The organism is Pelagicoccus enzymogenes (genome assembly GCF_014803405.1).
Classification (GTDB): Bacteria; Verrucomicrobiota; Verrucomicrobiia; order Opitutales; family Opitutaceae; genus Pelagicoccus; species Pelagicoccus enzymogenes.
On sequence record NZ_JACYFG010000061.1, the window covers coordinates 34,848 to 55,898 of the forward strand.

The 21,051-nt window shown below is 56.6% G+C and carries 19 protein-coding genes; 14 read left to right on the forward strand and 5 right to left on the reverse strand.

Annotated elements, in window-relative coordinates:
* Positions 1 to 8: 8 nt before the first annotated feature.
* On the reverse strand, positions 9 to 1,106 hold the full coding sequence (gene prfA / locus IEN85_RS23100; protein ID WP_191619490.1) for a peptide chain release factor 1: 1,098 nt from the start codon (positions 1,104 to 1,106) through the stop codon (positions 9 to 11).
* 176 nt (positions 1,107 to 1,282) lie between these two features.
* Here prfA and IEN85_RS23105 point away from each other — a divergent pair, with 176 nt between their 5' ends.
* The 9 genes from IEN85_RS23105 (at position 1,283) to IEN85_RS23145 (ending at position 9,943) form a co-directional block, all read left to right on the forward strand.
* Positions 1,283 to 2,299, forward strand: coding sequence for an HAD family hydrolase (locus IEN85_RS23105; RefSeq protein WP_191619491.1), 1,017 nt, complete (start codon positions 1,283 to 1,285; stop codon positions 2,297 to 2,299).
* Positions 2,300 to 2,623: 324 nt separating this feature from the next.
* Positions 2,624 to 3,352, forward strand: coding sequence for an ABC transporter ATP-binding protein (locus IEN85_RS23110; RefSeq protein ID WP_191619492.1), 729 nt, complete (start codon positions 2,624 to 2,626; stop codon positions 3,350 to 3,352).
* 141 nt (positions 3,353 to 3,493) lie between these two features.
* Positions 3,494 to 4,201, forward strand: coding sequence for an ABC transporter permease subunit (locus tag IEN85_RS23115; RefSeq protein ID WP_191619493.1), 708 nt, complete (start codon positions 3,494 to 3,496; stop codon positions 4,199 to 4,201).
* Between the two features lie 48 nt (positions 4,202 to 4,249).
* Entirely contained in the window at positions 4,250 to 6,058 is a 1,809-nt protein-coding gene (locus IEN85_RS23120) for a Gldg family protein (protein WP_191619494.1), read from the forward strand.
* Positions 6,059 to 6,168: 110 nt separating this feature from the next.
* Positions 6,169 to 7,269 (forward strand): DUF4340 domain-containing protein, encoded by a 1,101-nt coding sequence (locus tag IEN85_RS23125; RefSeq protein ID WP_191619495.1) that lies wholly within the window; start codon positions 6,169 to 6,171, stop codon positions 7,267 to 7,269.
* Positions 7,270 to 7,477: 208 nt separating this feature from the next.
* On the forward strand, positions 7,478 to 7,783 hold the full coding sequence (locus IEN85_RS23130) for a hypothetical protein (protein WP_191619496.1): 306 nt from the start codon (positions 7,478 to 7,480) through the stop codon (positions 7,781 to 7,783).
* A gap of 78 nt (positions 7,784 to 7,861) precedes the next feature.
* Complete coding sequence (locus tag IEN85_RS23135) at positions 7,862 to 8,521, forward strand: CatB-related O-acetyltransferase (protein ID WP_191619497.1); 660 nt, start codon at positions 7,862 to 7,864, stop codon at positions 8,519 to 8,521.
* Between the two features lie 57 nt (positions 8,522 to 8,578).
* Positions 8,579 to 9,262, forward strand: coding sequence for a hypothetical protein (locus IEN85_RS23140; RefSeq protein WP_191619498.1), 684 nt, complete (start codon positions 8,579 to 8,581; stop codon positions 9,260 to 9,262).
* An 87-nt stretch (positions 9,263 to 9,349) separates the two neighbouring features.
* Positions 9,350 to 9,943, forward strand: a complete 594-nt coding sequence (locus IEN85_RS23145) for a flotillin-like FloA family protein (RefSeq protein ID WP_318187027.1) — start codon at positions 9,350 to 9,352, stop codon at positions 9,941 to 9,943.
* Between the two features lie 203 nt (positions 9,944 to 10,146).
* Here IEN85_RS23145 and IEN85_RS23150 read toward each other — a convergent pair whose 3' ends face one another.
* Positions 10,147 to 12,777, reverse strand: coding sequence for a glycosyl hydrolase 115 family protein (locus IEN85_RS23150; RefSeq protein WP_191619500.1), 2,631 nt, complete (start codon positions 12,775 to 12,777; stop codon positions 10,147 to 10,149).
* Between the two features lie 198 nt (positions 12,778 to 12,975).
* On the opposite strand from IEN85_RS23150, the gene IEN85_RS23155 reads away from it, so the two are divergent.
* The 5 genes from IEN85_RS23155 to IEN85_RS23175 all read left to right on the forward strand — a co-directional run bounded on the left by IEN85_RS23155 (position 12,976) and on the right by IEN85_RS23175 (position 17,084).
* Positions 12,976 to 13,515 (forward strand): DUF1572 family protein, encoded by a 540-nt coding sequence (locus tag IEN85_RS23155; protein WP_191619501.1) that lies wholly within the window; start codon positions 12,976 to 12,978, stop codon positions 13,513 to 13,515.
* A gap of 57 nt (positions 13,516 to 13,572) precedes the next feature.
* Positions 13,573 to 13,938, forward strand: coding sequence for a hypothetical protein (locus tag IEN85_RS23160; protein WP_191619502.1), 366 nt, complete (start codon positions 13,573 to 13,575; stop codon positions 13,936 to 13,938).
* A gap of 52 nt (positions 13,939 to 13,990) precedes the next feature.
* Positions 13,991 to 14,335 (forward strand): low molecular weight protein tyrosine phosphatase family protein, encoded by a 345-nt coding sequence (locus tag IEN85_RS23165; protein ID WP_224772894.1) that lies wholly within the window; start codon positions 13,991 to 13,993, stop codon positions 14,333 to 14,335.
* A gap of 289 nt (positions 14,336 to 14,624) precedes the next feature.
* Complete coding sequence (locus tag IEN85_RS23170; protein ID WP_191619503.1) at positions 14,625 to 16,394, forward strand: cellulase family glycosylhydrolase; 1,770 nt, start codon at positions 14,625 to 14,627, stop codon at positions 16,392 to 16,394.
* A gap of 294 nt (positions 16,395 to 16,688) precedes the next feature.
* The gene (locus tag IEN85_RS23175) at positions 16,689 to 17,084 is read left to right on the forward strand and encodes a hypothetical protein (RefSeq protein WP_191619504.1); all 396 of its coding nucleotides are present in this window, start codon (positions 16,689 to 16,691) and stop codon (positions 17,082 to 17,084) included.
* A gap of 318 nt (positions 17,085 to 17,402) precedes the next feature.
* On the opposite strand, the gene IEN85_RS23180 is transcribed toward IEN85_RS23175, so the two are convergent.
* The 3 genes from IEN85_RS23180 to IEN85_RS23190 all read right to left on the reverse strand — a co-directional run bounded on the left by IEN85_RS23180 (position 17,403) and on the right by IEN85_RS23190 (position 21,049).
* A complete protein-coding gene (locus tag IEN85_RS23180; RefSeq protein ID WP_191619505.1) occupies positions 17,403 to 17,807 on the reverse strand; it encodes an energy transducer TonB in 405 nt (134 codons plus the stop codon).
* A gap of 211 nt (positions 17,808 to 18,018) precedes the next feature.
* Entirely contained in the window at positions 18,019 to 19,221 is a 1,203-nt protein-coding gene (locus IEN85_RS23185) for an alginate export family protein (protein ID WP_191619506.1), read from the reverse strand.
* Between the two features lie 118 nt (positions 19,222 to 19,339).
* The gene (locus IEN85_RS23190; protein WP_318186921.1) at positions 19,340 to 21,049 is read right to left on the reverse strand and encodes a sulfite reductase subunit alpha; all 1,710 of its coding nucleotides are present in this window, start codon (positions 21,047 to 21,049) and stop codon (positions 19,340 to 19,342) included.
* Positions 21,050 to 21,051: the final 2 nt, after the last annotated feature.

Here is a 21,051-nt window from a genome sequence, read left to right on the forward strand (position 1 = left end):
TATCCAGTCTACTTGGACTGCGTGCTGCTCATCAAAGCTTCAATCTTCAGGCGCATGTCCTCGTTCTCCAAGGTTTCCAGGATCTCGTCCATATCGCCTTCCATCACCGCAGGCAAGCTGTGCACCGTCAGTCCGATACGATGGTCGGTGAGACGGCTCTGGGGAAAGTTGTAGGTACGGATGCGCTCGCTGCGGTCTCCCGTGCCAACCTGCTTCTTGCGATTCTCCGCGTACTTGGCCCTCTCCTCCTCCTGCTTCATCTGCAATATGCGCGAGTAGAGAACTTTCATAGCCTTGGCCCGATTCTTGATCTGCGAACGTTCGTCCGCGCAATAAACGGTGATTCCGGTAGGCTTGTGCACGATGTTGATGGCGGAGTCGGTCGTGTTAACGTGCTGTCCGCCCGCTCCACTGGCGCGAGTCGCGGTGATTTCCAAATCCTGCGGGTTGATTTCCACGTCCACTTCCTCCGCTTCCGGCAAGACCGCGACCGTCACGGTCGAGGTGTGGATACGGCCTTGGGACTCGGTTTCCGGAACGCGCTGCACGCGGTGCACGCCGCTTTCTAGCTTGAGTGTCTTGTAAACCTCCTCGCCGCTGATCGAAAAGATCACTTCCTTGAAACCGTCGATGCCGCTTTCGCTGGCGCTCATCTGCTCCACGCGCCAACCGCGACGTTCCGCCAAACGCGAGTACATGCGGTACAAGTCAGCCGCGAAAAGCGACGCTTCGTCGCCCCCCGCTCCAGCTCGGATTTCCACGATCGTATTGCGCGAATCCGTCTCGTCCGGCGGGATCATGGCCGCCAGGATCTTTTCCTCCAGCTTCTCGATCTTTTCCTCCAGCTCGGGGATCTCCATCTCCGCCAGCTCCTTCAACTCGTCGTCAGCGGAGTCGTCATCCAGCATTTCCTGATTGTCCGCCAAGTCCGTCTTCGCCTTCTCGAGAGCCGCATAGTCCTCGATCAGCTGGCGCAGCTTCATGTGCTCGCGGGAGAGAGCTGCAGAACGGCGGGCGTCGCTGTAGAAGTCAGGTTCGTTCATCATCGCGTCGATTTCTTCGACGCGCCTCTTGAAAGGGGAAATTTCTGGAAGCTTGATAGCCATAAGGAAAAGAGCGAGCCGCCTCGCGACGGCCCAGTTGTTGAAAAAGACGCAAATCCGTTACCGAAAGCAAGCCACTTGGCAAGAGCAGCATTTGCAGATTGCCTCCCGACCCGCCAAATTCACCCTTCATCCATCACCCTTCCCGATACACTTCCACAATTCAACCTTCCCGCGCCGTGTCCGCCTCCTACTCCACCCAAAACAAAATCGCCATCGTCTGGGATTTCGACAAGACTCTCATCCCCGGCTACATGCAGCAGCCGATCTTCGAAAAGTTCGAGATCGACGAGCCCCTCTTCTGGGAGGAAGTCAACACCATGGCCGAGCGCTACAAGCAGCGCGGCTACACGGTTTCCGGCGAAAGCGTCTACCTCAACCACATCCTCACCTACGCCCGCGCCGGCAAGATGCCCGGCCTCAACAACAAGATGCTACGCCAGCTGGGCAAGGAAATCGTCTTCTACGAAGGCCTGCCCCATTTTTTCGAGGAGCTGCGCGAGCTCACCCGCTCCCGTCCCGAATACGTTCGCCACGACATCCAGCTCGAACACTACATCGTCACCACCGGCCTCGCCGAGATGGTACGCGGCTCCGCCATCGCCCCCTACGTCGACGGCATCTGGGGCAGCGAATTCATCGAAAACCCGCTCCAGCCCGGCTACCTCGACCAGGACGACCTCGAGATCGAGTCCGAGGACATCATCAGCCAAATCGGCACCATGATCGACAACACCACCAAGACGCGGGCCCTCTTCGAGATCAACAAAGGCGCCAACAAGAACGAGACCATCGACGTCAACGCCAAGATGGCCGCGGAAGACCGACGCATCCCCTTCCAAAACATGATCTACATCGCCGACGGTCCCAGCGACGTGCCCAGCTTCTCCGTCATCCGCAAATTCGGCGGCAAGGCCTACGCCGTCTACAAGCCCGGCAACGACGCCGAGTTCGAGCAAAACGACGTCCTGCTGCAAACCGACCGCATCCATGCCTACGGCCCCGCCCGCTACTCCTCCGAGTCCAACACCTCCATGTGGCTGCGCATGCACGTGCACAAGATCTGCCAACGCATCGTCACCGACCGCGAGGCCTACCTCACCCAACGCGTCGCCAAGCCCCCCAAGCACCTCAAAGACGAAGCCGCCCCCCTCCCCGAAGACCAGCTCGAGCAAGACACCCTCGACCTCGATTGACCTCCCGGTGAGGCGCGGGCTTCATTGCCCGTCCCGCCCCAACCCGATCCCTGCGGGAAGCGGCCTTGAGCCGCGATACCAACACCCCGATTCCCGCATCCCTCCCCCTTCAACACCTCCCCACAAGATCCATCAACTCCCATCCGAGTGATCTGTGGTCAAAAACCAACCTCACCCAATTAACAACTTTCCCCGAAAAAATTCCGAAAACTGAAACTTGATCTTCAAACACCTGTTTCATACACGAATTTCCCGCTAAAAAGCTCCCCGGTCCTCGAGGAGCTTTTGCATGTTCCTTTCCCTAAAACCCAGAACCCAACAAACATGGTAACTGTAGATCGACTCGTTAAGGACTACGGAACGCTGCGAGCAGTCGACGGCGTATCCTTCACCATCAACAAAGGCGACATCCTCGGCTTTCTCGGCCCCAACGGAGCCGGCAAGTCCACCACCATGAAGATGATCACCGGCTTCCTCACCCCCACCGCCGGCACCGCCACCGTCGACGGCTTCGACGTCGCCAAGGACCCCATCGAGGTCAAGAAGCGCATCGGCTACCTGCCCGAGTCCAGCGCCGCGTATCCAGAAATGACTGTCGTCGAGTTCCTCACCTACGTAGCCGAGGCCCGAGGCATCACCGACAAGGACCAGCTCAACGCCCGCCTAGCCGACGTCATCGTCAAGTGCCACCTCGACTCCGTAAAGTACCGGGCCATCGAAAACCTCTCCAAAGGCTACCGCCAACGTGTCGGCGTCGCCCAAGCCATCATCCACGACCCCAAGGTACTCATCCTCGACGAGCCCACCGACGGTCTCGACCCCAACCAGAAGCATGAAGTGAGAAAGCTGATACAGGCCATGTCGAAAGACAAAGCCATCGTGCTCTCCACCCACATCCTCGAAGAAGTCGAAGCCATCTGCAACCGCGTCATCATCATCGACCAAGGCAAGGTGCTCGTCGACGAGACCCCCGCGGAATTCAAGGCCCGCAAGCCCGGCGCCACCATCGACGAGGTCTTCCGCGAGCTCACCAACAAAACCATCCTCGCCTAAGACTCTCCTGTGGGAAGCGGCCTTGTGCCGCGATCGCAACCACCCGATCAACCTGCAGGAGCGACCTTGGTCGCGAACCCGCAACCCGATCAGCGCCACCCCCTTTCACCATTCCCAATTCATAATTCACCATTACCAGCCATGCCCATCTTCAAAAAAGAATTCCTCGGCTATTTCCGTTCACCCGTCGGCTACGTCATCCTAGCCGTCTTCCACGTCATGGTCATCGGCCTCGCCCTCTACTCCGGCTACTATAGCCGCAACGAGGCCAACCTCAACAGCCTCTTCCGCCCGCTCCCCTGGATCCTCATCGTATTCATCCCCGCGGTCGGCATGCGACTCTGGGCCGAAGAAAAACGCTCCGGCTCCATCGAGCTCCTCTTCACCCTCCCCATCTCGCCGCGCTCCGCCGTGGTCGCCAAGTTCCTGGCCGCTCTCGCCTTCATTGGCATCGGCCTCTGCCTCACCTTCTCGCTCGCCCTCACCACTGGCTATCTGGGCGATCCCGACTGGGGCGTCATATTCGCTGGATACGTCGGAGCCCTCCTCACCGCCTCCGCCTTCCTATCCATCACCGCGGTCTGTTCGGCCCTGACCAAGAACCAAGTCATCGCCTTCGTCATCAGCGTCATGATCTGCCTCTTCGCCACCCTAGTCGGCTCCGACTGGCTGGCCCAGTTCCTCGGCAACTCCGCTCCCACCGCCGTGCTCGACTTCCTGCGACTGCTCAGCTTCGAGCAACACTTCGCCACCATGTCCAAAGGCCTCATCGATATCAGCGCCCTGTCCTTCTACATCGTGCTGACCCTCGCCTGCCTCGGCATCAACATGATCGTCATCGAACGCTAGCCAATAGACCTACAGCCTAAAAACCTAAGGCCTAAACACCTACAAAAAATGACCCTTTCCAAAAAAATCTTCGCAGCCGTTCTCGTCTTGATCAACTTCGTGCTGCTCCACTACATCGTATCCTCTCTGCCGATACGCTTCGACTTCACGCAAGAAGGCATCTACACCCTCTCCGACAGCACCGAAAACATGCTGGCAAAGCTCGAAGAACCCGTCTCCGTCGAGTTCTACTCCTCCAAGTCCATCGCGGACCTGCCGGCCTGGTTCAAGAACTTCTCCGACCGCGTCGAGCAAATGATGGAGCAATACGAGAAAGCCTCCGGCGGCCTCATCAAGCTTAAGGTCATCGACCCCAAGCCCGACTCCCCCGAGGAGGAACGCGCCATCGCAGCCGGGCTCAACGGTACAGAGCTGCCAAACGGCGACCGCGTCTTCCTCGGCATGGTCGTAGCCCAAGGCGAAACCGAAACCATCCACCCCTTCTTCAACTGGGACCGCGAGACCTTCCTCGAGTACGACATCTCCAAGGCCATCTACGAAACCCAGCTCATCACCAAGCCACGTCTCGGCCTCATCACCTCCCTCCCGCTCAAGGCCCCGCCCGCCATGCCCATGATGCCGGGCCAACAGCAGCAACAGAGCGACCAGATCATCCTCTCCCAACTGGAAACCCAGTTCGAGATCGTCGAAGTCGACCCCAGCGAATCCGCCCTCCCCGCCGACCTCGACCTGCTCGCCCTCATCCATCCCAAGAACCTCAGCGAAGACCTCCAGTATTCGATAGACCAATACGCCCTCTCCGGCAAGCCGGTCTTCCTCTCCCTCGATCCCTCTTCCGTCATGGAGCGAGAGCAAGGTCGCCAGCAAATGATGATGGGGCAAATGAGTCAGCCCACTCCCAGCGACCTGCCCGAACTGTTGGCCGCCTGGGGTATCGAGTACGATGTCAGCCAAGTCCTCACGGACCAGACCAACTCCCTCTCCCAAGGCCGCTTCACCCAGCCCGCCTGGCTCATATTCCGCAACGAATTCGTCAACCGCGACCTGCTGCCCTCCTCCGAACTCGATGGCGTACTCCTGCTTGAAGCCGGCCAGCTTAAGCACGCCGCCGACGCTACCACAGCTTGGGAACCCATTCTCACCACCTCCGCTGACAGCGGCCAAGTGCAAAGCATGATGCTCCAGTTCTCAGACCCCAGCCAGATCGGCCGCCAAGCCGAGCCGCTCAGCGAACCCGCCACCGTAGCCGGCCTGCTCACTGGAGAAGCCCAAACCGCCTTCCCCGAACGCGAAGACGATAACAAGAAAAGCTCCGGAAACATCACTGTATTCATCATCGCTGACAGCGACTTCCTGCTCGACCAGTTCTCCGTGCAACGCGTCAACTTCCTCGGCATGCAGCAGGTCCAGAAGCTCAACGACAACCAAGACCTCGCCAACAACTTCATCGAGTACCTCGGCGGCAGCCGCGACCTCATCGGCATCCGCGGCAAGGCCGGCGCCAGCCGCCCCTTCGACGTCGTCCAACGCATGGAAGCGGAAGCCCAAAAGCTCTACCAAGCCAAGCTCGAAGTCGTCGAAGCCGAACTGCAAGAGACCAATCAAAAGCTCAGCCAAATCCTCAGCGAGCAAACCGGCTCCGGCATCATCTACGCCACTCCTGAGATGGAAGAGCTCATCGCCGAGAACCAAAAGAAGCAAGCCGAGCTCAAATCCCAAATCCGCGAGATCCGCAGCGGCCTCCGCCAAGGCATCGACCGCCTCGGCAACACCATCGGAGCCCTCAACCTCCTCTGGGCCCCGCTCGGCCTCCTCGCCTTCGCCCTCCTCTTCAACCGCATGCGCAAAAGCAACTAGGAACCTAAAACTGGAGGGACGACTTCCACGTCGTCCGCACAACCCAATCGTGGGAAGCGGCCTTGCGCCGCGATAGCAACAACCCGATCCCAATACCCAGCGTAAGCACAATGAATCTCAACAAACTCTACATCTCCACCGCTGTCCTCGCCGTGGCAGCAGGCATCACCTACTTCATCAAAAACGCCGATAGCTCCCGTCCCGAAGATCCCCGTATCGGAACGGCCATCGTCTCCAACGACGACCTCAACAAAGTCGCCGAGCTCGAGCTCATCAGCGGAACCGAGTCCATGACCTTCCTGTACGATGCCGACGCATCCAATTGGCAACTACAGGAGCGTTACGATCTCCCCGCCGATACCAAAAAGATCACCGACCTCACCAACCAGCTCAAGGAGGCCAAGCTCCAACGCATAGCCTCCCGCAAGCCCGAGCGCATCGCCGACTTCGGCTTCGGCGTCGACTACATCAACCTCAACGACGCCTCCGGCAACTCTGTGCTTTCGCTCGACCTCGGACGCGAAACCGACAGCGGCAAACAGCTCGTACGCTTCGGGCAAGAAGAGCTCGCCTTCATCGCCAGCGACTCCTTCTCCGTCGATGGCGACCCCGTCTCCTGGCTCGACAAAAAGCTCATCGACGTCGAACGAGACGCTATCCGCTCCGCCACCTTTCAGCTTGAGAACGGCGACACCCTCAACGTCGCCCGCGAGTCCGACACCGCCGACTGGACAACCGAAGACACGCTCCCCGAAGGCAAACAGCTCAACCAAGGAGCCATCACCCGAGCCATCAACCGACTCGTCTCCATAAACTTCATACGCCTCGCCGAGCACAACGACCCCGAAGTCGTAGGAGCCCAAGAGCACAGCTACACCATCAGCTACACGCTCGCCGACGATACCACCTACACTGTCACCGCCGGACGCCGCCCCGAGGTAAAGGTCGAAAAAGAAGTCGAAACCACCAACGAGGAAGGCGAGACCGTCACCGAGATGCAGGAAGAAGTAGAAACGCCCGCCGGAGCCGTCTTCGTCAAGATCTCCAGCAGCGACGCGGCCGCGCCCATCAACGATTACATGGGCCGCACCGCCTTCGCCACCACCGGCACCCTCTATACCGCCGCTCCGAAAGAGCTCGCCGCTCTCCTCGCCGACATCCCCGAGCCGGAGCCAGAAACCGAGGTGTCAACCGAAGAAGCCCCCGAATAGGTAGGGTCCGCTGTACCAGCGGTCCGCCAATGCCCAGTAACAAAACGAAGGACGAGCCCACAAAAGCTCGTCCTTTTTCATCGCCATTGACACAACCCCAAAATGGACGGACCGATTCCGCATCGTCCAAACCCACCACGATCAATAGCGCTACCATTCTCAGAAATCGTTTTCGTCCTCTCGGAATATACTCAATCCCAGCTTCCTTTTGAAAACCTTCGTCACTATCCTCGCCGCCTTCAACACCCTACCGCTCGGGCTCTGGGTTTTCACCGTGCTGCCCCTTGTCCAGATCGCTCGCCAAGGCATCACCGCCCCCACGCCCCTCGCCCAATTTTGCGGTTACGGCTTCATCTGGGGCGCTTTGTTCTACCCCGCCTTCCTGCTCTTCAACCACTACTGCTTCATCCAAAACTACCGCCGCGAAGCCTACCGCCCCGCCCTCTACAACCAAATCTACACCACCGTATATCTCCTCTTCCTACTCACCTATGGCTTGATCACTTTCGGCTGACACCCAGTCGAAGACGTCAACTCTCGAGCCAATTTCGGGCGCTCGCTAGGGAGACAAAAAACAGCCAAAGATTTACCCATGAATCCAAACGCCTTATATCCAATCGACGGTTTCACCAACACCCTCCTCCTGAAACCGTTAATCGCAGATAGCGACGTCAGCAACGTCTCCGCCGGCGACTACAGCTACTACAGCAACTTCGACGATCCGACAAAGTTCCTGACAGAGAGCGTGCTCTACAATTTCGGACTTTCGCAGACCTCGCTCAACATCGGGAAGTTTTGCGCCATCGCTCACGGAGCGAAGTTTATAATGGCCGACGCCAATCATGCGACCAGCGGGATCAGCACCTTCCCCTTCGCCGTATTCGGGGGAGAATGGGCCGAGCACCTGCCCATTACCGAGTATCCATTCAAAGCCTACAAAGACATAGAAATCGGCGACGACGTTTGGATCGGCATGAACGCCACCATCTTGCCTGGCGTCACCATTGGCAGCGGATCCATTATCGGAGCAAACGCAGTCGTATCTTCTGACATCCCGCCCTACTCCATCGCTGTCGGAAACCCGGCAAAAGTCGTCAAAAGAAGATACGCCGAGGAAGAGATCGATTTCCTTCTTAGACTAGCTTGGTGGAATTGGAGCGACGACGTCCTCGAATCGGCGATCCCCACCCTAGTCAAAGGCAACGTCAAAGAAATCGCTACGTTCGCCAAAAAGCACGACTTGTATCATTAATTCTGCTCCACACAGAAACATACGAATTCCTCTGGAGGCCTTTTAAAGTCCTTTCATATGTTAAAGGTTATTTATTCGGTGGAACCCCAAAAAGCGGATACAGAACAGAAAATCGACCTGAGCGTTTCTCTCGGGTTTCGTTCTGCCTTCCTTTTTCCGCTGCAGTCGAAAGTTGCACGGCGGGAAGTCGCTATCGGGGCGATCTGGCTGCTGGTCCCCTTGGTCGGCTGGATTCTCAACATGGGGCACAGAATAATGATGACGCATCGAATGCAAAACGGGCTATCGGCTTGGCCCGCCTGGAGAGACTACCCAAGCCTTCTAAAGTACGGAACCATCACTTTTCTCGGAATGGTCGAGTACCATTCTCCAGCCGTATTATGCTGCGCCATCGCGTACGCCTACGAAGTCAGCTGGCTCTACCCGATTTCTGCTATACTATGGATCATGGCGACCATCGCAGTCCCTGGCTACATGTCCCACTACTGCCTTGCTTTTGACTACCGAGAAATCTTCGATCCTTTCAAAGCCCTGCGGAGAGTCTTCCAGGGAGGCACTGCCTACTGGCACGCTTGGTCGATCGCTTTCGCTGCTCTACTAATTTCATTCGCCGGCTTGATCGCTTTCGGGATCGGGTTCCTCTTCACCAGCGTCTGGTTCTGGCAGGTAGCCGGATTCTGCTTTGCTCGCGTATTCACAAACAAATACGAACTGAAAGGGAGCTCCCAGATTTACGAATAGAAATAGTCCAACAATCGCCCTGCCTAGACCTTATGCCGCAACTGATAACACTGCCTCAAAGTCCGCGGGCAAAAAACTCCCCTTCCGATCCATGGGCCTACAAGCAATATGAACCTTTACCTCAAAGAGCGTCTTAACATGAGCCTAAGAGGATCCCCCGCCTCGAAGCTGATAAAGGCCTTCCAAAAGTCTCAGAGCCATAAACTCGGATTGAGCCTTTCCCAGTTGGAATCCCAATACTTGGCCGGCGGCGATCCTTTTGCCATAGTCGACCTACTCGTGCAGGCGAGAGAAGACCGCATAGAGTTGGAGTGGTACGGTGCCTGCGCGATAGACCTAGCAACGAAGCACACAGCAGACAGCCTCGCCTTAGCGCTGGCGGGAGCAAAAACAAGTCGACGCTTCACCCTCGAAGCGGAGCTCTCCTCAGCGGGGAAACGACCTTGGCGACTTGAGGCGATCGTCACCCACAGGGTCAACCTCGCTCGATACGTGGGAGGGGCTGACCTTGCTGTGCTCAAAGAGAGAATAAGTAAATCCGTCGCGTATTTTTACGAAGAGAACAAGCACGCAATATCCTCCGTCTTCCCCCTGGCAGACCTTGAAGCAAGCATCTTGGAGAGCCAGCTCGACGCTGGCACCAAACTGACTCTGGAATCTGTTGAAATCAAGGTGAGGTAGAGGAGTCCTATTAAAGCTTGCCGCGGAGTTTAAAACGAAAGTTCAGAGCAGCGTTTCGTTGCATCGGTTCGGCAGATACGCGTTGTATGCAGTTCCAATACTAATGCTCTACGGACTGGCCTCGTCTTTCCTCCAGACGAACATCCAGACATCAACCCCGGGATCTGGGGCCAGCGGCAAGCGCCGTAGCCCATTCCTCCGCCTTACCGCAGCGACGCCGGGCCGCTAAAGCTGGGGGCCAGCTCTCCTTGATGCAGAAAGAAGCGATCGAGAACCACTCCCGTATCCATCATGTATATACGAATCCGATTGCTTCCGGCATGGGCAAAATCAACGGCAAGCTCCACGCCAATACTGCCTTCCAGCACGCCTTTCGACCAATCCTGCGTCTTGGACTTCCTAGATATCGAAACCGGCTTAAGCTCTCCGTCGTTGACGGAAACCGCGAACTGCAACTCCCCGGATTCTTCCGAGGGAAAAGTAGGCAACAACTCAAGAAACAATCGATAGTCACCCGCCTGCCGCGTCTCTACCTCGTATTCCACCCATGGCGTGGACGCATCGATTTCCTCCGGCGAAAGACTTTTTAAGGTCGCCGGAAAAACTCGTATGCCATCTCCCGACCAACCGAGCTCCTGCACGCTTTCCCACTGCCCGCCTTCTCCGCCGCGACGGTCGAAGGCTTCCGCTTCGCGGAGAATCTCCGCATGGGCGTCCACGCTCGCGCGGGCCCCTTGGAAGCGAACCGCCGCAAACGCTTGTTGCAGCTCGTCGACCTTCTCCACCATGCCTTCAGCCGGAAGGACCCATGGCGTCGTACGAAAGGACCTCCATGCGCTGTCAGCTGGCTCTTCCGCCATCATCCCAAACCATTTTCCATCCGCGATCTCATGGTTGTATTCACGCGTCAACGACACGAGTAGCTCATCTGCCGCCCGTCCCAGGCCTCCGTGCTTGCGAGCCATGGGCGGATCCGCGTGAAAGAGTCGGTGGTATTGTTCCAAGTGGAAGTAGCGAAGGTTCGCGTAGGCCGAGGCCTTTACGGGATAGGCGACTAGCTGAAAAAAAGAATCGTAGCGCTCCTGCGGCAATCGAGATTGAAGCTCCTCGCAGCGCTCGATCATCGCTAGCATCCGCGATAGGCGCTGCTGCAGCTCCGCTTCAGTCAAGGGACTTGTCTTGACTCGCGTATACGGCATCCACCACTGCAAGTGCTCCGGGCGACGTTGGAAGTTCAAGACATAGTACTCGCTCATCAAGCCGGCTACCTCCGCGGCCAGGTCCCTTCCGAATTCGCGAGCGGCCCAAGCCGTCAAAAACGCACTCTGAGCATCAAGCCCCCATCGCTCGATGTCCCAAGCCATCGATAGGAAAAACTCAGTTCCCCTTTCCTGCGACTTTATGTCACCTACGTTGAGGATCCAGTAGTCGCGGGAGCCGAGTTCGAAGGAGCGGTGCATTTCCTCCCACACCAAAGCGAGTGGCGTTGTATCCAACCACAAATACGCCAAGGGCGCTCCGAGGTAGGAAATATGGTAGTAGACGCCAGAGCCGCCCTTGCGGCTCCGCTCGACGTCGTTAGGGAAGCGACGCAAATAGCCGTGGTTGTCATCCGGCCAAACGATAGTCACGTCCTCCGGCACCTCCATGCCGCCCTCGTAAAGCTCCAGCACTTCCTTGTAGGGCGTGAACACTTGGGCCACCGACTCCAAATCCTCACTCACGTGCTCCCGCAAAAGTTCCCTTTGATCGGCGATAACCTGCTCCAACAAGTCGATCTTGTCCTCCTTGGAGCCGCCCCCCGTCATGCCGCTGTCATGGATGCCGCGCATGCCCAAGGTATAAACGTTTTCGAATCGACCGTTTTCCACCAGCCGCTTTTCCCAATAGTCCTTCACCAAGTCCGGATGGGTCTGGTAATTGAAATGACCCTTGGGCGCCGTCCACTCCGTCACGTTGTTGCGCAACATGGGTTCCGCGTGGGAAGACGCCATGACGATGGCGTAGCGATCCGCTAGCTCCTTGTTTTCTGGATACAGGTTAAACGCCTTTGTAACCTCATGCATCGCCGGCCAAAGCGTGTTGGCCTTCAGACGCAACATCAATTCGAACACCTTTTCGTAGGTTTTAGGTCCAATGTCGCCCAATTCCGGATCGAAGGTGTGAGCTGCCCAAGGCTGCAGTCCCCAGTCCTCATCGTTGATAAAGATACCGCGATATTTGACGGACGGCGGACCAAAGCGTCGCGTATTCTTGGATACGTAAAGCGATTTCGACTTTCGAACGGCAGAGTCAGCCCACCAATGCCAAGGCGAAACCCCAATCGCCTGAGATAGCTCGTAGGCCCCGTAAGCTGTGCCACGTCGATCGCTACCGACGATCAGCAAGTTCGCTTTCTTGCCCTCGCCAACAACCGCGACCACGAAGCTTTCCCAAGCCCCTTGCAAATCGCCCAGCTCAACCGAACTGCGAGCGAGCAAGGCAGCCACCGCATCGGATTCGCCCAAGGTTCCAATGATCACCTGCCCTCCTTTGTTGGGCTCGAAGTCCTGAGCGAGCGAAGCCTTTTTTCCCGTCACGCGCTCCAGGTCCTCCACCAAGTCTTCCGCCGCCAAACGCACTACGGCATGATCGCCTTGCGAAACGACGACCGTCGCCAAACGCTTTCCATCCGCCAAAGCGAATCCCCCTTCGAGCCGAGACTCGGAAATCCAATCACCCAGCAAGGAAAGGCTTCCCTCGGCCTTGGCAGACTGAGCCTGGGAAAGCGTGGAACTCGACGCCACGAGAGCGAGGAGCGAGAGTATGAGACGAAGATACTTACGATCGAGCATGAAGATAAAGCAAATAGGGGTCAGAATTGAATCCCTCGACCTTCGGATGGCAGGAACTCGCAAGCAACATTCCCCAATCCTGACCGTCAAATTCAGCGATTAGGGCTTTACCAGGCGTGGTGCCCAAGCCGCCTTCTGCGGGAAACGCCTTAGCAAAACAGAGCTGCAAAAGCTCCCAGGATTCTGTAAAGCTCCCACATGACGACACCCCACGACTTTGTCCCCGTCGCCCTCGGCGAATTCAGAAGGCTTAAACAACTTGCCGACAAAGCAGTCGCCCAAGTTTCCGAGCAGGAGTTCTTCCAACGCGACGGAACGGAGGACAACAGCCTGGCGATCCTCTACAAACACGTTTCCGGTAACATGCGCTCCCGTTGGAGCGACTTCCTCACCACCGACGGGGAAAAGCCGGATCGCAACCGTGACAGCGAATTCGAACTCCACGAGGCGGACTCCCTCGAGTCCCTTAAACGGAACTGGGAATCTGGGTGGAAGACCTTGTTTGACGCATTGGAAGGCCTCGAACCGGACGACATCCAACGCTCCGTAAGCATTCGCGGCGAAGGCCTCAGCGTCCTCGAAGCCATCGCTCGGCAAATGACTCACTACGCCTACCACGTTGGGCAAATCGTCTATCTCGCGAAGCGCTTCGCCGGCGAGCGCTGGCAGACGCTCAGCATCGCCAAGGGAAAGTCGGCCGCCTTCAACCAATCGCCGGAAAAATACAAGCAAGCTTGAATACCAAGTAGACTGCCTTCGTCCCACCGCCAATCTTGACAATATCCGCCCGCGAAAATGAGACCCCCGCTTTGCTTTCTGCTGCCCCTGGCGGCTCTGCTCCTAACCGCCTGCAACACTCCTGCTTCCCTCGCCTTGCGCGAGGAACTGAAAGCCGATGCACAATGGCCAAGCGTGAAGGCCTTCGCCCAAGCTGAACTCAGGAAGCAAGAAGGCTCTTTGAGCTGGAGTTTCGCCCTTTCCGCAGAGGACAACAACTCCCTCGTTCCGGTCGAAAAGGATGGCGACATTTGGACCGTGGTCGCTGCAGCGGACTACCCGGATAACAGGTACGGGCTCGTCGTAGACATCAGGCTGAGGGAAGACGGCACAATTCTCGCCTACCAAAATCGGTTGAAACGACAGATGGAAGAAGCAGACTGAGTTGCGATCGCCTCACTGGATCGCCCTTACCTCGCGCCACCGCTCGCACATTTTGCCCTCCCAATCCCTCAATCTCCTCTTCCTTTGCTCCATGAACCAATGGAGAAGCCCCACCGCTGAACGGATTTACGGACGCAAGCCCTTCTTCAACGCCCGTTCAGGTGGCACCAGCTCGAAAGCCCGTCACCGAGTTTCCCATACGGACTTGCACTGGGCTGACGTGATCTTCGTCATGGAAAACAAACACAAACGCCGCCTTCAGGCTAAGTACCCTGAGCTTATGCGCTATCAGAACGTGCACGTGCTCGACATCCAAGACAACTACAAGTTCATGGATCCAGAGCTCGTAGACATCCTCCAGCGATCGATCGATCCGATCCTCGCAGACTACTCCTAAACCGATAGCACGGACCTTTCGCTAATCGCCGTGCTACCAAAATGGATACCAACTCCAAGCGAGCTGAAGCGGCTGAAAGCTCCGCACTACTGCAAGAATAGCCGATCCCTTGAATCTCGATAAATGCGGATTCAGACTTCGAGACTGTCCAATACAACACAGCAGCCTCTTCTGCGCAGACTTGCAGCTCGCTGCAGACCGCAGAGCAACCCCGTTTCACCGCAGGAAGCGGTCTGAACCAAGGTCCGACCCTGCAAATACTCGATTCAATAGACAGTCTCTTAGAGCCATGAAATCAAAGTTCCCCAGAACCTCTCCGATTCGCAAGGTAGGACTCGCGAGCTTCGGCCTGCTTTCAGCCAGCATCGGGGCCGCTCCCGCGACTCCCCTTTTCCAAGACGACCTCTCAAACGCCATCCACCCAGAAGGGGTTTGGAGCGTCTCAGACGGCGTTCTTGCCGCCAGCGAAGACCGGTTCATCTGGACTGAAGAATACTACCGAAACTTCGTGCTCGAACTCGAATTCCGCAACCACGCCAGCACCAACAGCGGGGTCGCTATCTACTGCAGCGACATCGAAAACTGGGTACCCAATGCCATCGAAATCCAGATCGCCGACGACTATGCGGAACCATGGAAAAGCGCGGATCCAAGTTGGCAGGCCGGAGCGTTCTTCGGGCACAAACGTCCCATCAAGTCCGCAGTCGTCAACCCCGCCGGCGAATGGAACCAAATGACCATCACCGCCAGTGGAACCTACATCGCCGTGGAAATGAATGGCCAGCTCGTCAACGCCATCGACCTTTCCGACTACACTTCCGGAACGGTAGCCCCCGACGGGACTGAGATCCCCCATTGGATGCCCAAACCCTGGTCCGAAGCTGCGACTCACGGGAGGATCGGCTTTCAAGGCAAGCACGCCGGGGCTCCCATCGAATTTAGGAACATAAGCATTCGCGACATCGACAGCATCGAAAGAACCGCCCTTCGCGCCATGAACCAAGCCCTCCCGCAAGAAACGAACTCTGGCCTGCGACTCGGGCGCGGCGTCAACCTCAGCCATTGGCTCTCCCAAAGAAACGACGACATGCCAGACCCGCGAGACTTCTTCACCGCGGCCGACGTCGCCCTCATCGCTAGCCAAGGTTGGGACCATATCCGGCTTCCCATCGAGGAATCCATTATGTGGAACGAAGACGGCAGCCAAAACGAAGTTGCGTTCCAAACCCTGGATACAGTGATCGGCTGGATCCACGAGGCAGGCCTGAAGGCCATCGTCGACTTGCACATCGTAAACTCGCACCACTTCAACGCCGTAAACGACGGCGGCAAGAACACCCTGTTTACCAGCGAGGAAAGCCAAAGCCAACTGCTCAACCTCTGGGACCAGCTATCCTCGCACCTGAACAAATGGGAAAATGACTTCCTCGCCTACGAAATACTCAACGAAGCAGTTGCGGAAAATCATGAGGACTGGAACAAGCTAGTCGCTAAAGGCATCGCCTCCGTACGAGCGCTCGAACCGGAACGCCCCATCGTCGTTGGCTCGAACATGTGGCAAGGAGCTTGGACCTTCCCCTATCTTCGTATCCCTTCTGACGATCCAAACCTCATTCTCAGCTACCACTTTTACGCTCCCTTTCCCTTCACTCACTACAAGGCGTCATGGGTAGGCAACTACGCCGCTTACGAGGGGCCCGTCAACTATCCTGGCTTGCTCCTCAGCGAAGAGCAACTCGCCGCCCATGCTGACGCCCCCTACTACGATATGCTTGCCGACAATATCGGCCCCCACGATCGCCAAAGCCTTTACCAAGAAATGCTACCCGCCATCGAATACGCCAGAGCCCATCGCATCCCACTCTACTGCGGCGAATGGGGCAGCTTGAAGACGGTGGAGCGCGACGACTTGCTCAAGTGGTACGCGGATATGGCTCAAATCCTGGATTCCGAAGGAATCAACCACGCCATCTGGGATTACCAAGGCAGTTTCGGGATCAAAGACTACGAGTCCGGAAAAGTGGATACACAGATCTTGAACGCAATTCTCGGGAACTGAAGCAAAGCTACCCCGTAACCCCGATCCTGAAGACAGAGCGGGAAAGCGGCCTTTTTTCGCTATGTTCTACCGTACTGGCTTTGTAGCGCCTTGCACATTCCTAAAAAGCAATCCTACCGTAGGAAGCGACCTTGCGTCGCGATCAATCGGTCTTCAATCGCGACGCAAGGTCGCTTCCTACAAGATGCAGTAAGTGTAACGAACTTAGCTTACAGCACACTCCCACCACTTGCCCCGCTCGCAAACGAGATTATCGGTTGAACCGAATCCGCGGGTCCCCAAGATCGATGTCCGATGGAATCCCTTGAAACGATAGAGACCGATTTCGCCGCCTTCGAGATCTTACCAGGCATCTTGATCATGCGGTGCCGCAGAGGCATAAAACTTGGACTGGACCACATCGACCAAATTCAGCAGGTACTCGATAGGATGGACGTGCTCACACCTGGCCCCGTGGGCTGGATATCCGACAAAGTTAACAGCTACTCGATCGACCCCCTCATGGTTCGTCCCATTCAAGACTCCAATCCCAAAATACGCAGCTGGTGCAACGTCGTCTACGGACGAGAAATAGCCGACTACAAGAAACTATTCGAGGCCGTCTCCGTGAAAAATTTTGGTATTAACAGTTTCAATACTCTTCCTCCCGCCATCGACTGGACCTACGAATACCTAGGCAGCCTCCGATAGTCAGATTGGAATCCGGTCACTGACTTTTTTTTGGATCAACGCCCTAAAGGAGAGCAACCGCGTCGTGCTGTAAAACGGCTTTGCACTGCGGTCTGCAGCAAGCTGCCAACCTACACAGAAGATGCTAGTACGTTTTACTGGAAAGTCTCTATGGCAACGTTTGCTCCAGCCAGAGCTTACTCTCTTTCAATCCAACCACGCGAAGATAGCAGTGAAAGCATCCCGAAACTCCTTCCATGTATCCAATTAACATTTACAAAAAGGAGGCACCGCCTCGGGCGATGCCTCCTACTTACGAAATCGAATGGAACGGATGGGCTATAGGCTCGCTATGCTTGGCGATTCCATTCCTTCGATTTCGAAGCTTACGGGGACCGTTACGGTTTGCGGAATGGCTACACCGTCAACCGTTCCGGGTTGGAAATACCAGTTCTTGACCGACTTGATCGCTGCTTCGCTGAAGAGTTGATTGGAACTAGCAAGTACCTTGACGTCGCTTACTTCTCCGCTGGCGTCGACTCGAAGCATCAGGAGAGTTTGCCCCTGTTTACCGCGCTGCAGCATCTCCGACGGGTATTTGGGCGCTACGGTTTCCAATACATAGGCGTCTGTCTTGACAGAAACGCTGGTGGTCAACTCCGCAGCCTCATCAGTGGCTGCAAAAACCGCTCCGCAAGCCGCTACCTGCGCCAGAGCGATGGATAGGATTTTTTTCAGTTTCATGAGTTTGGGGTCCTTTCTAAGAAAGTTGTGTAACGTTTCCGTAACCTATCGTCACCTTTCCGTAACATACAAGTCGCAAAGGCGAATTCTGGCAAAACGTAACATTTGTAAGAATTCCCTGAACAACCATTCCCCACCTCCGCCCAACTACAAAAACGCCCTCGGGCCTTGCGGCACGAGGGCAATAAGGAATTGAGACTGAGCGGACCGACTAGAACGCTAGGTTCGCCTCGAGCGTGAGGACTTGCTTGTCAGCAGTGCCATACGAAACGGTCGCGCCACCGTTCGTGCTGTAGTCAGCGAACTTGCCGATCAAGGTGACGTATTCGTTTAGCTTATACGAAGCGACGAGGTCGATTTCAGAACCAAGGTACTCGCCAGAGCTGGCGGTATCGAAGCTGTGGTAGGTGAGCTTTACTGGAACGTCGCCTGCCTTGAAGCCGAAGGTCAGGTAGTAGTCCTCGAGGCCTTCCGGAAGACCGCCGCCAAGACCGAGGGATCCGCCGGCGAAAACGTCAGCGAAACCATTGAACTTGTGCACGGTAGCGAGCGGCGTAGTGAAGCCAGTCACACCGTCGCCATCGAGGATCTCAACACCTGCCGTGAGGCTTACGCCGCTAAAGGCCGCCCCGAACTCGCCTGCAAGGTAGTCCACATCGAAGTCGCGAACGCTGCCGCTGTTATCCATTTGCTTGGCGTAGCTGAAGGAGTAGCTGTAGGTCACTTCGTCTCCCGGGATCTTGCCAGAGCCACGGATACCGTAAGTGTCGCTCGAGGCGAGGACCGCGCGGTCGAAGTCGAGCAAGTAGGCGTAGCCGGTCAAGCTGAAGTTTTCGCTGAGCTTGCTGGTTCCATTGAGGATGATGCCAGACAGGTCTGGCGAAGTCGCGTTTACGCGATGCACCGCGTCGAGGTAGGCGAAATTCAACTTGTTCTTTTCGTCGATCGCGTAGCTGTAGCTGGCTGCGTCGAAAGTCTGGATGTTTTGCCTCCAACCGACGTGCCCGATGTAGCGCTGGTCGTCCAAGACAAAGATCTGGCGACCTACCTTGGCCCCCTCGTAGCTGAACCATACCTGGTTGAGCTCCGTGGTCGGGACATCAAGCCCTGGACGATCATCGTCATTGTTGAAGCTGAGGTCCTCCATCTCCACGAAAAGCTTGAGGCCTTCGTACTCGCCAGTTTCGAAAGCAAGGCGGGTGCGAACGCTATACCCGTTCACCTCGCTGGCCGGAGTCTCGTTGTACTCGTAGCGGGCGCGGACGTTCAAAGAAGCTTTGCTGCCTTCCTTGAACCCATCGAGGACACTCGAAAACGATTGTCCATAGGCAGCTCCCGCTGAAGCGACGAGCGAACCGATTGCTAACACTTTAATCGAGCTCTCAACGAGCTTCGTGACTGACGTTTTTTTCATCTGTTTGTTTTCTATTTTTGTAGTCGTTGATATTTTGGGGCACAAGGGTCCCGGCCTCCCACCAACTGATGAGAAATATTAATAACAATTGCTACTATTCAGCAACAGTTCTAATTAACTAGTAGACGTCGCGCAGGTACCGTTTAGATTTCTTCATAGCCTCCACGTAGGCAGCCGCTTCCTCTTCGGTTTTCTTCCCGTGCTCCGCAATTACTTGATGCAGAGCAGTATCGACGTCTTTCGCCATCCGGGACGCATCTCCACAAACGTAGAAATGTCCGCCCGCTTCGAGCCATTCGTAGAGCTCGGCGCCCTTCTCTCGCATGCGGTCTTGCACGTAGACCTTTTTCTCTTGGTCACGCGAGAAGGCTGTATCCAGCTTGGTGAGCACACCGCTGGCCTGGTATTCACTGAGTTGATCCTGATAAAGGAAATCGCTGGCCGCGTGCTGGTCTCCGAAAAAGAGCCAGTTCTTGCCAGAAGACTGAGTCGCCGCCCGCTCCTCGAGGAAAGCGCGAAAGGGTGCGATCCCGGTACCGGGGCCCACCATGATAACCGGCAGGCTGGTGTCGGTCGGCAACTTGAAAGTCTTTGTATGATGAAAATAGATACGCACGGGATCTTCGCCCTTGTGGTCCGCCAAGAAGTTGGAGCAGACCCCCTTGCGAGCCCGGCCATGGGCGTCGTAGCGCACCACGCCCACCGTCACGTGCACCTCGTTCTCGTGGGCTTTCGGGCTGGACGAAATGGAATAGAGCCGCGGGGCGAGCTTGCCTAGCAAAGCGAGCAGCGCTTCGGGCGTTTCGAAGGCAACCGGAGCTTCCGTCAACAGGTCGATGAACTGGCGGCCCCAAGCGTAAGCCTTGAACGCTTCCTTGTCTTCCGCCAAGGCCGCGAGCTTCTCGCTTCCGCTCAGCTCCGCGTAGGCCTTGAGGCTTTTCAGAGTCAGATTGGTAACGTCGTAGTCCTCTACGAGAGCTTTGCGAAGGGTAGTTCCCTCCACTGCTTCATCCCCGGTGAAACCAGCCGCCTTGAGCAAATCTTCCACATATGCGGCATCATTGACCGGCATCACCGCCAAGGCGTCACCTGGCTCGTAGCTCATGCCAGAACCTTCGAGCGAGATCTCGACATGACGCGTTTCCTTCGACGATTCCTCGGTGTTCAGATTGTAGTTGTTCAACAACTTCGCCGGAAACGGATTCTTCTTGCCGAACTCCGGCTCGCTGGGAACGGCCTCCTCTTCTCCTCCTTCTGAAGCCGCCGCACCAGCTGCGTCTTCCACGGCCTTGAGCCAGCCTTCGAAGGCGTCGTCGTAATCGACATCGCAGTCGACACGCTCCACCATCGGGGTCGCTCCGAGCGCCTTGAAACGCTGGTCGATGTCGATTCCGCACTTGCAGAACTCCGGATAGTTCGAATCACCCAAGGCCAGCACCGAGTACTTGAGCTTCTCCAGCTTCGGAGCCTCGTCGCTGAGCAGCCAGTTGTAGAAAGCCGCTGCATTGTCGGGCGGCTCGCCGTCTCCGAAGGTAGAGGTCACGAGCAACAGCATCGACTCTTCCGCCAACTTCGAGACATCGTAGTCGTCCATGTCATACACGGTAGGAGCAAATCCCTTGTTGCCGAGGACCTTGGAAATTTTGCGGGCCAAGCCTTCGCTGTTTCCGGTCTGCGACCCCCAAAGGATGCTGACCGGCTTCGCCTCCATGACGACCGGCTCCTTGCCTCCCTCTTGCGAAGAGAACATGCCGGCGAGGAATCCGTTGAGCCAAGCTCGCTGCTCGACGCTAAAGGGGGCGGTATCTGGAATAAATGGTGAACTCACTT

Coding starts and splice junctions, on each gene's coding strand:
- IEN85_RS23125 (WP_191619495.1), top strand. CDS start 6,169: ATGAATCTCAACAAACTCTACATCTCCACCGCTGTCCTCGCCGTGGCA.
- IEN85_RS23160 (WP_191619502.1), top strand. CDS start 13,573: ATGAGACCCCCGCTTTGCTTTCTGCTGCCCCTGGCGGCTCTGCTCCTA.
- IEN85_RS23180 (WP_191619505.1), bottom strand. CDS start 17,807: ATGAAACTGAAAAAAATCCTATCCATCGCTCTGGCGCAGGTAGCGGCT.
- IEN85_RS23185 (WP_191619506.1), bottom strand. CDS start 19,221: ATGAAAAAAACGTCAGTCACGAAGCTCGTTGAGAGCTCGATTAAAGTG.
- prfA (WP_191619490.1), bottom strand. CDS start 1,106: ATGGCTATCAAGCTTCCAGAAATTTCCCCTTTCAAGAGGCGCGTCGAA.
- IEN85_RS23155 (WP_191619501.1), top strand. CDS start 12,976: ATGACGACACCCCACGACTTTGTCCCCGTCGCCCTCGGCGAATTCAGA.
- IEN85_RS23140 (WP_191619498.1), top strand. CDS start 8,579: ATGTTAAAGGTTATTTATTCGGTGGAACCCCAAAAAGCGGATACAGAA.
- IEN85_RS23120 (WP_191619494.1), top strand. CDS start 4,250: ATGACCCTTTCCAAAAAAATCTTCGCAGCCGTTCTCGTCTTGATCAAC.
- IEN85_RS23175 (WP_191619504.1), top strand. CDS start 16,689: ATGGAATCCCTTGAAACGATAGAGACCGATTTCGCCGCCTTCGAGATC.
- IEN85_RS23115 (WP_191619493.1), top strand. CDS start 3,494: ATGCCCATCTTCAAAAAAGAATTCCTCGGCTATTTCCGTTCACCCGTC.
- IEN85_RS23170 (WP_191619503.1), top strand. CDS start 14,625: ATGAAATCAAAGTTCCCCAGAACCTCTCCGATTCGCAAGGTAGGACTC.
- IEN85_RS23135 (WP_191619497.1), top strand. CDS start 7,862: ATGAATCCAAACGCCTTATATCCAATCGACGGTTTCACCAACACCCTC.
- IEN85_RS23150 (WP_191619500.1), bottom strand. CDS start 12,777: ATGCTCGATCGTAAGTATCTTCGTCTCATACTCTCGCTCCTCGCTCTC.
- IEN85_RS23110 (WP_191619492.1), top strand. CDS start 2,624: ATGGTAACTGTAGATCGACTCGTTAAGGACTACGGAACGCTGCGAGCA.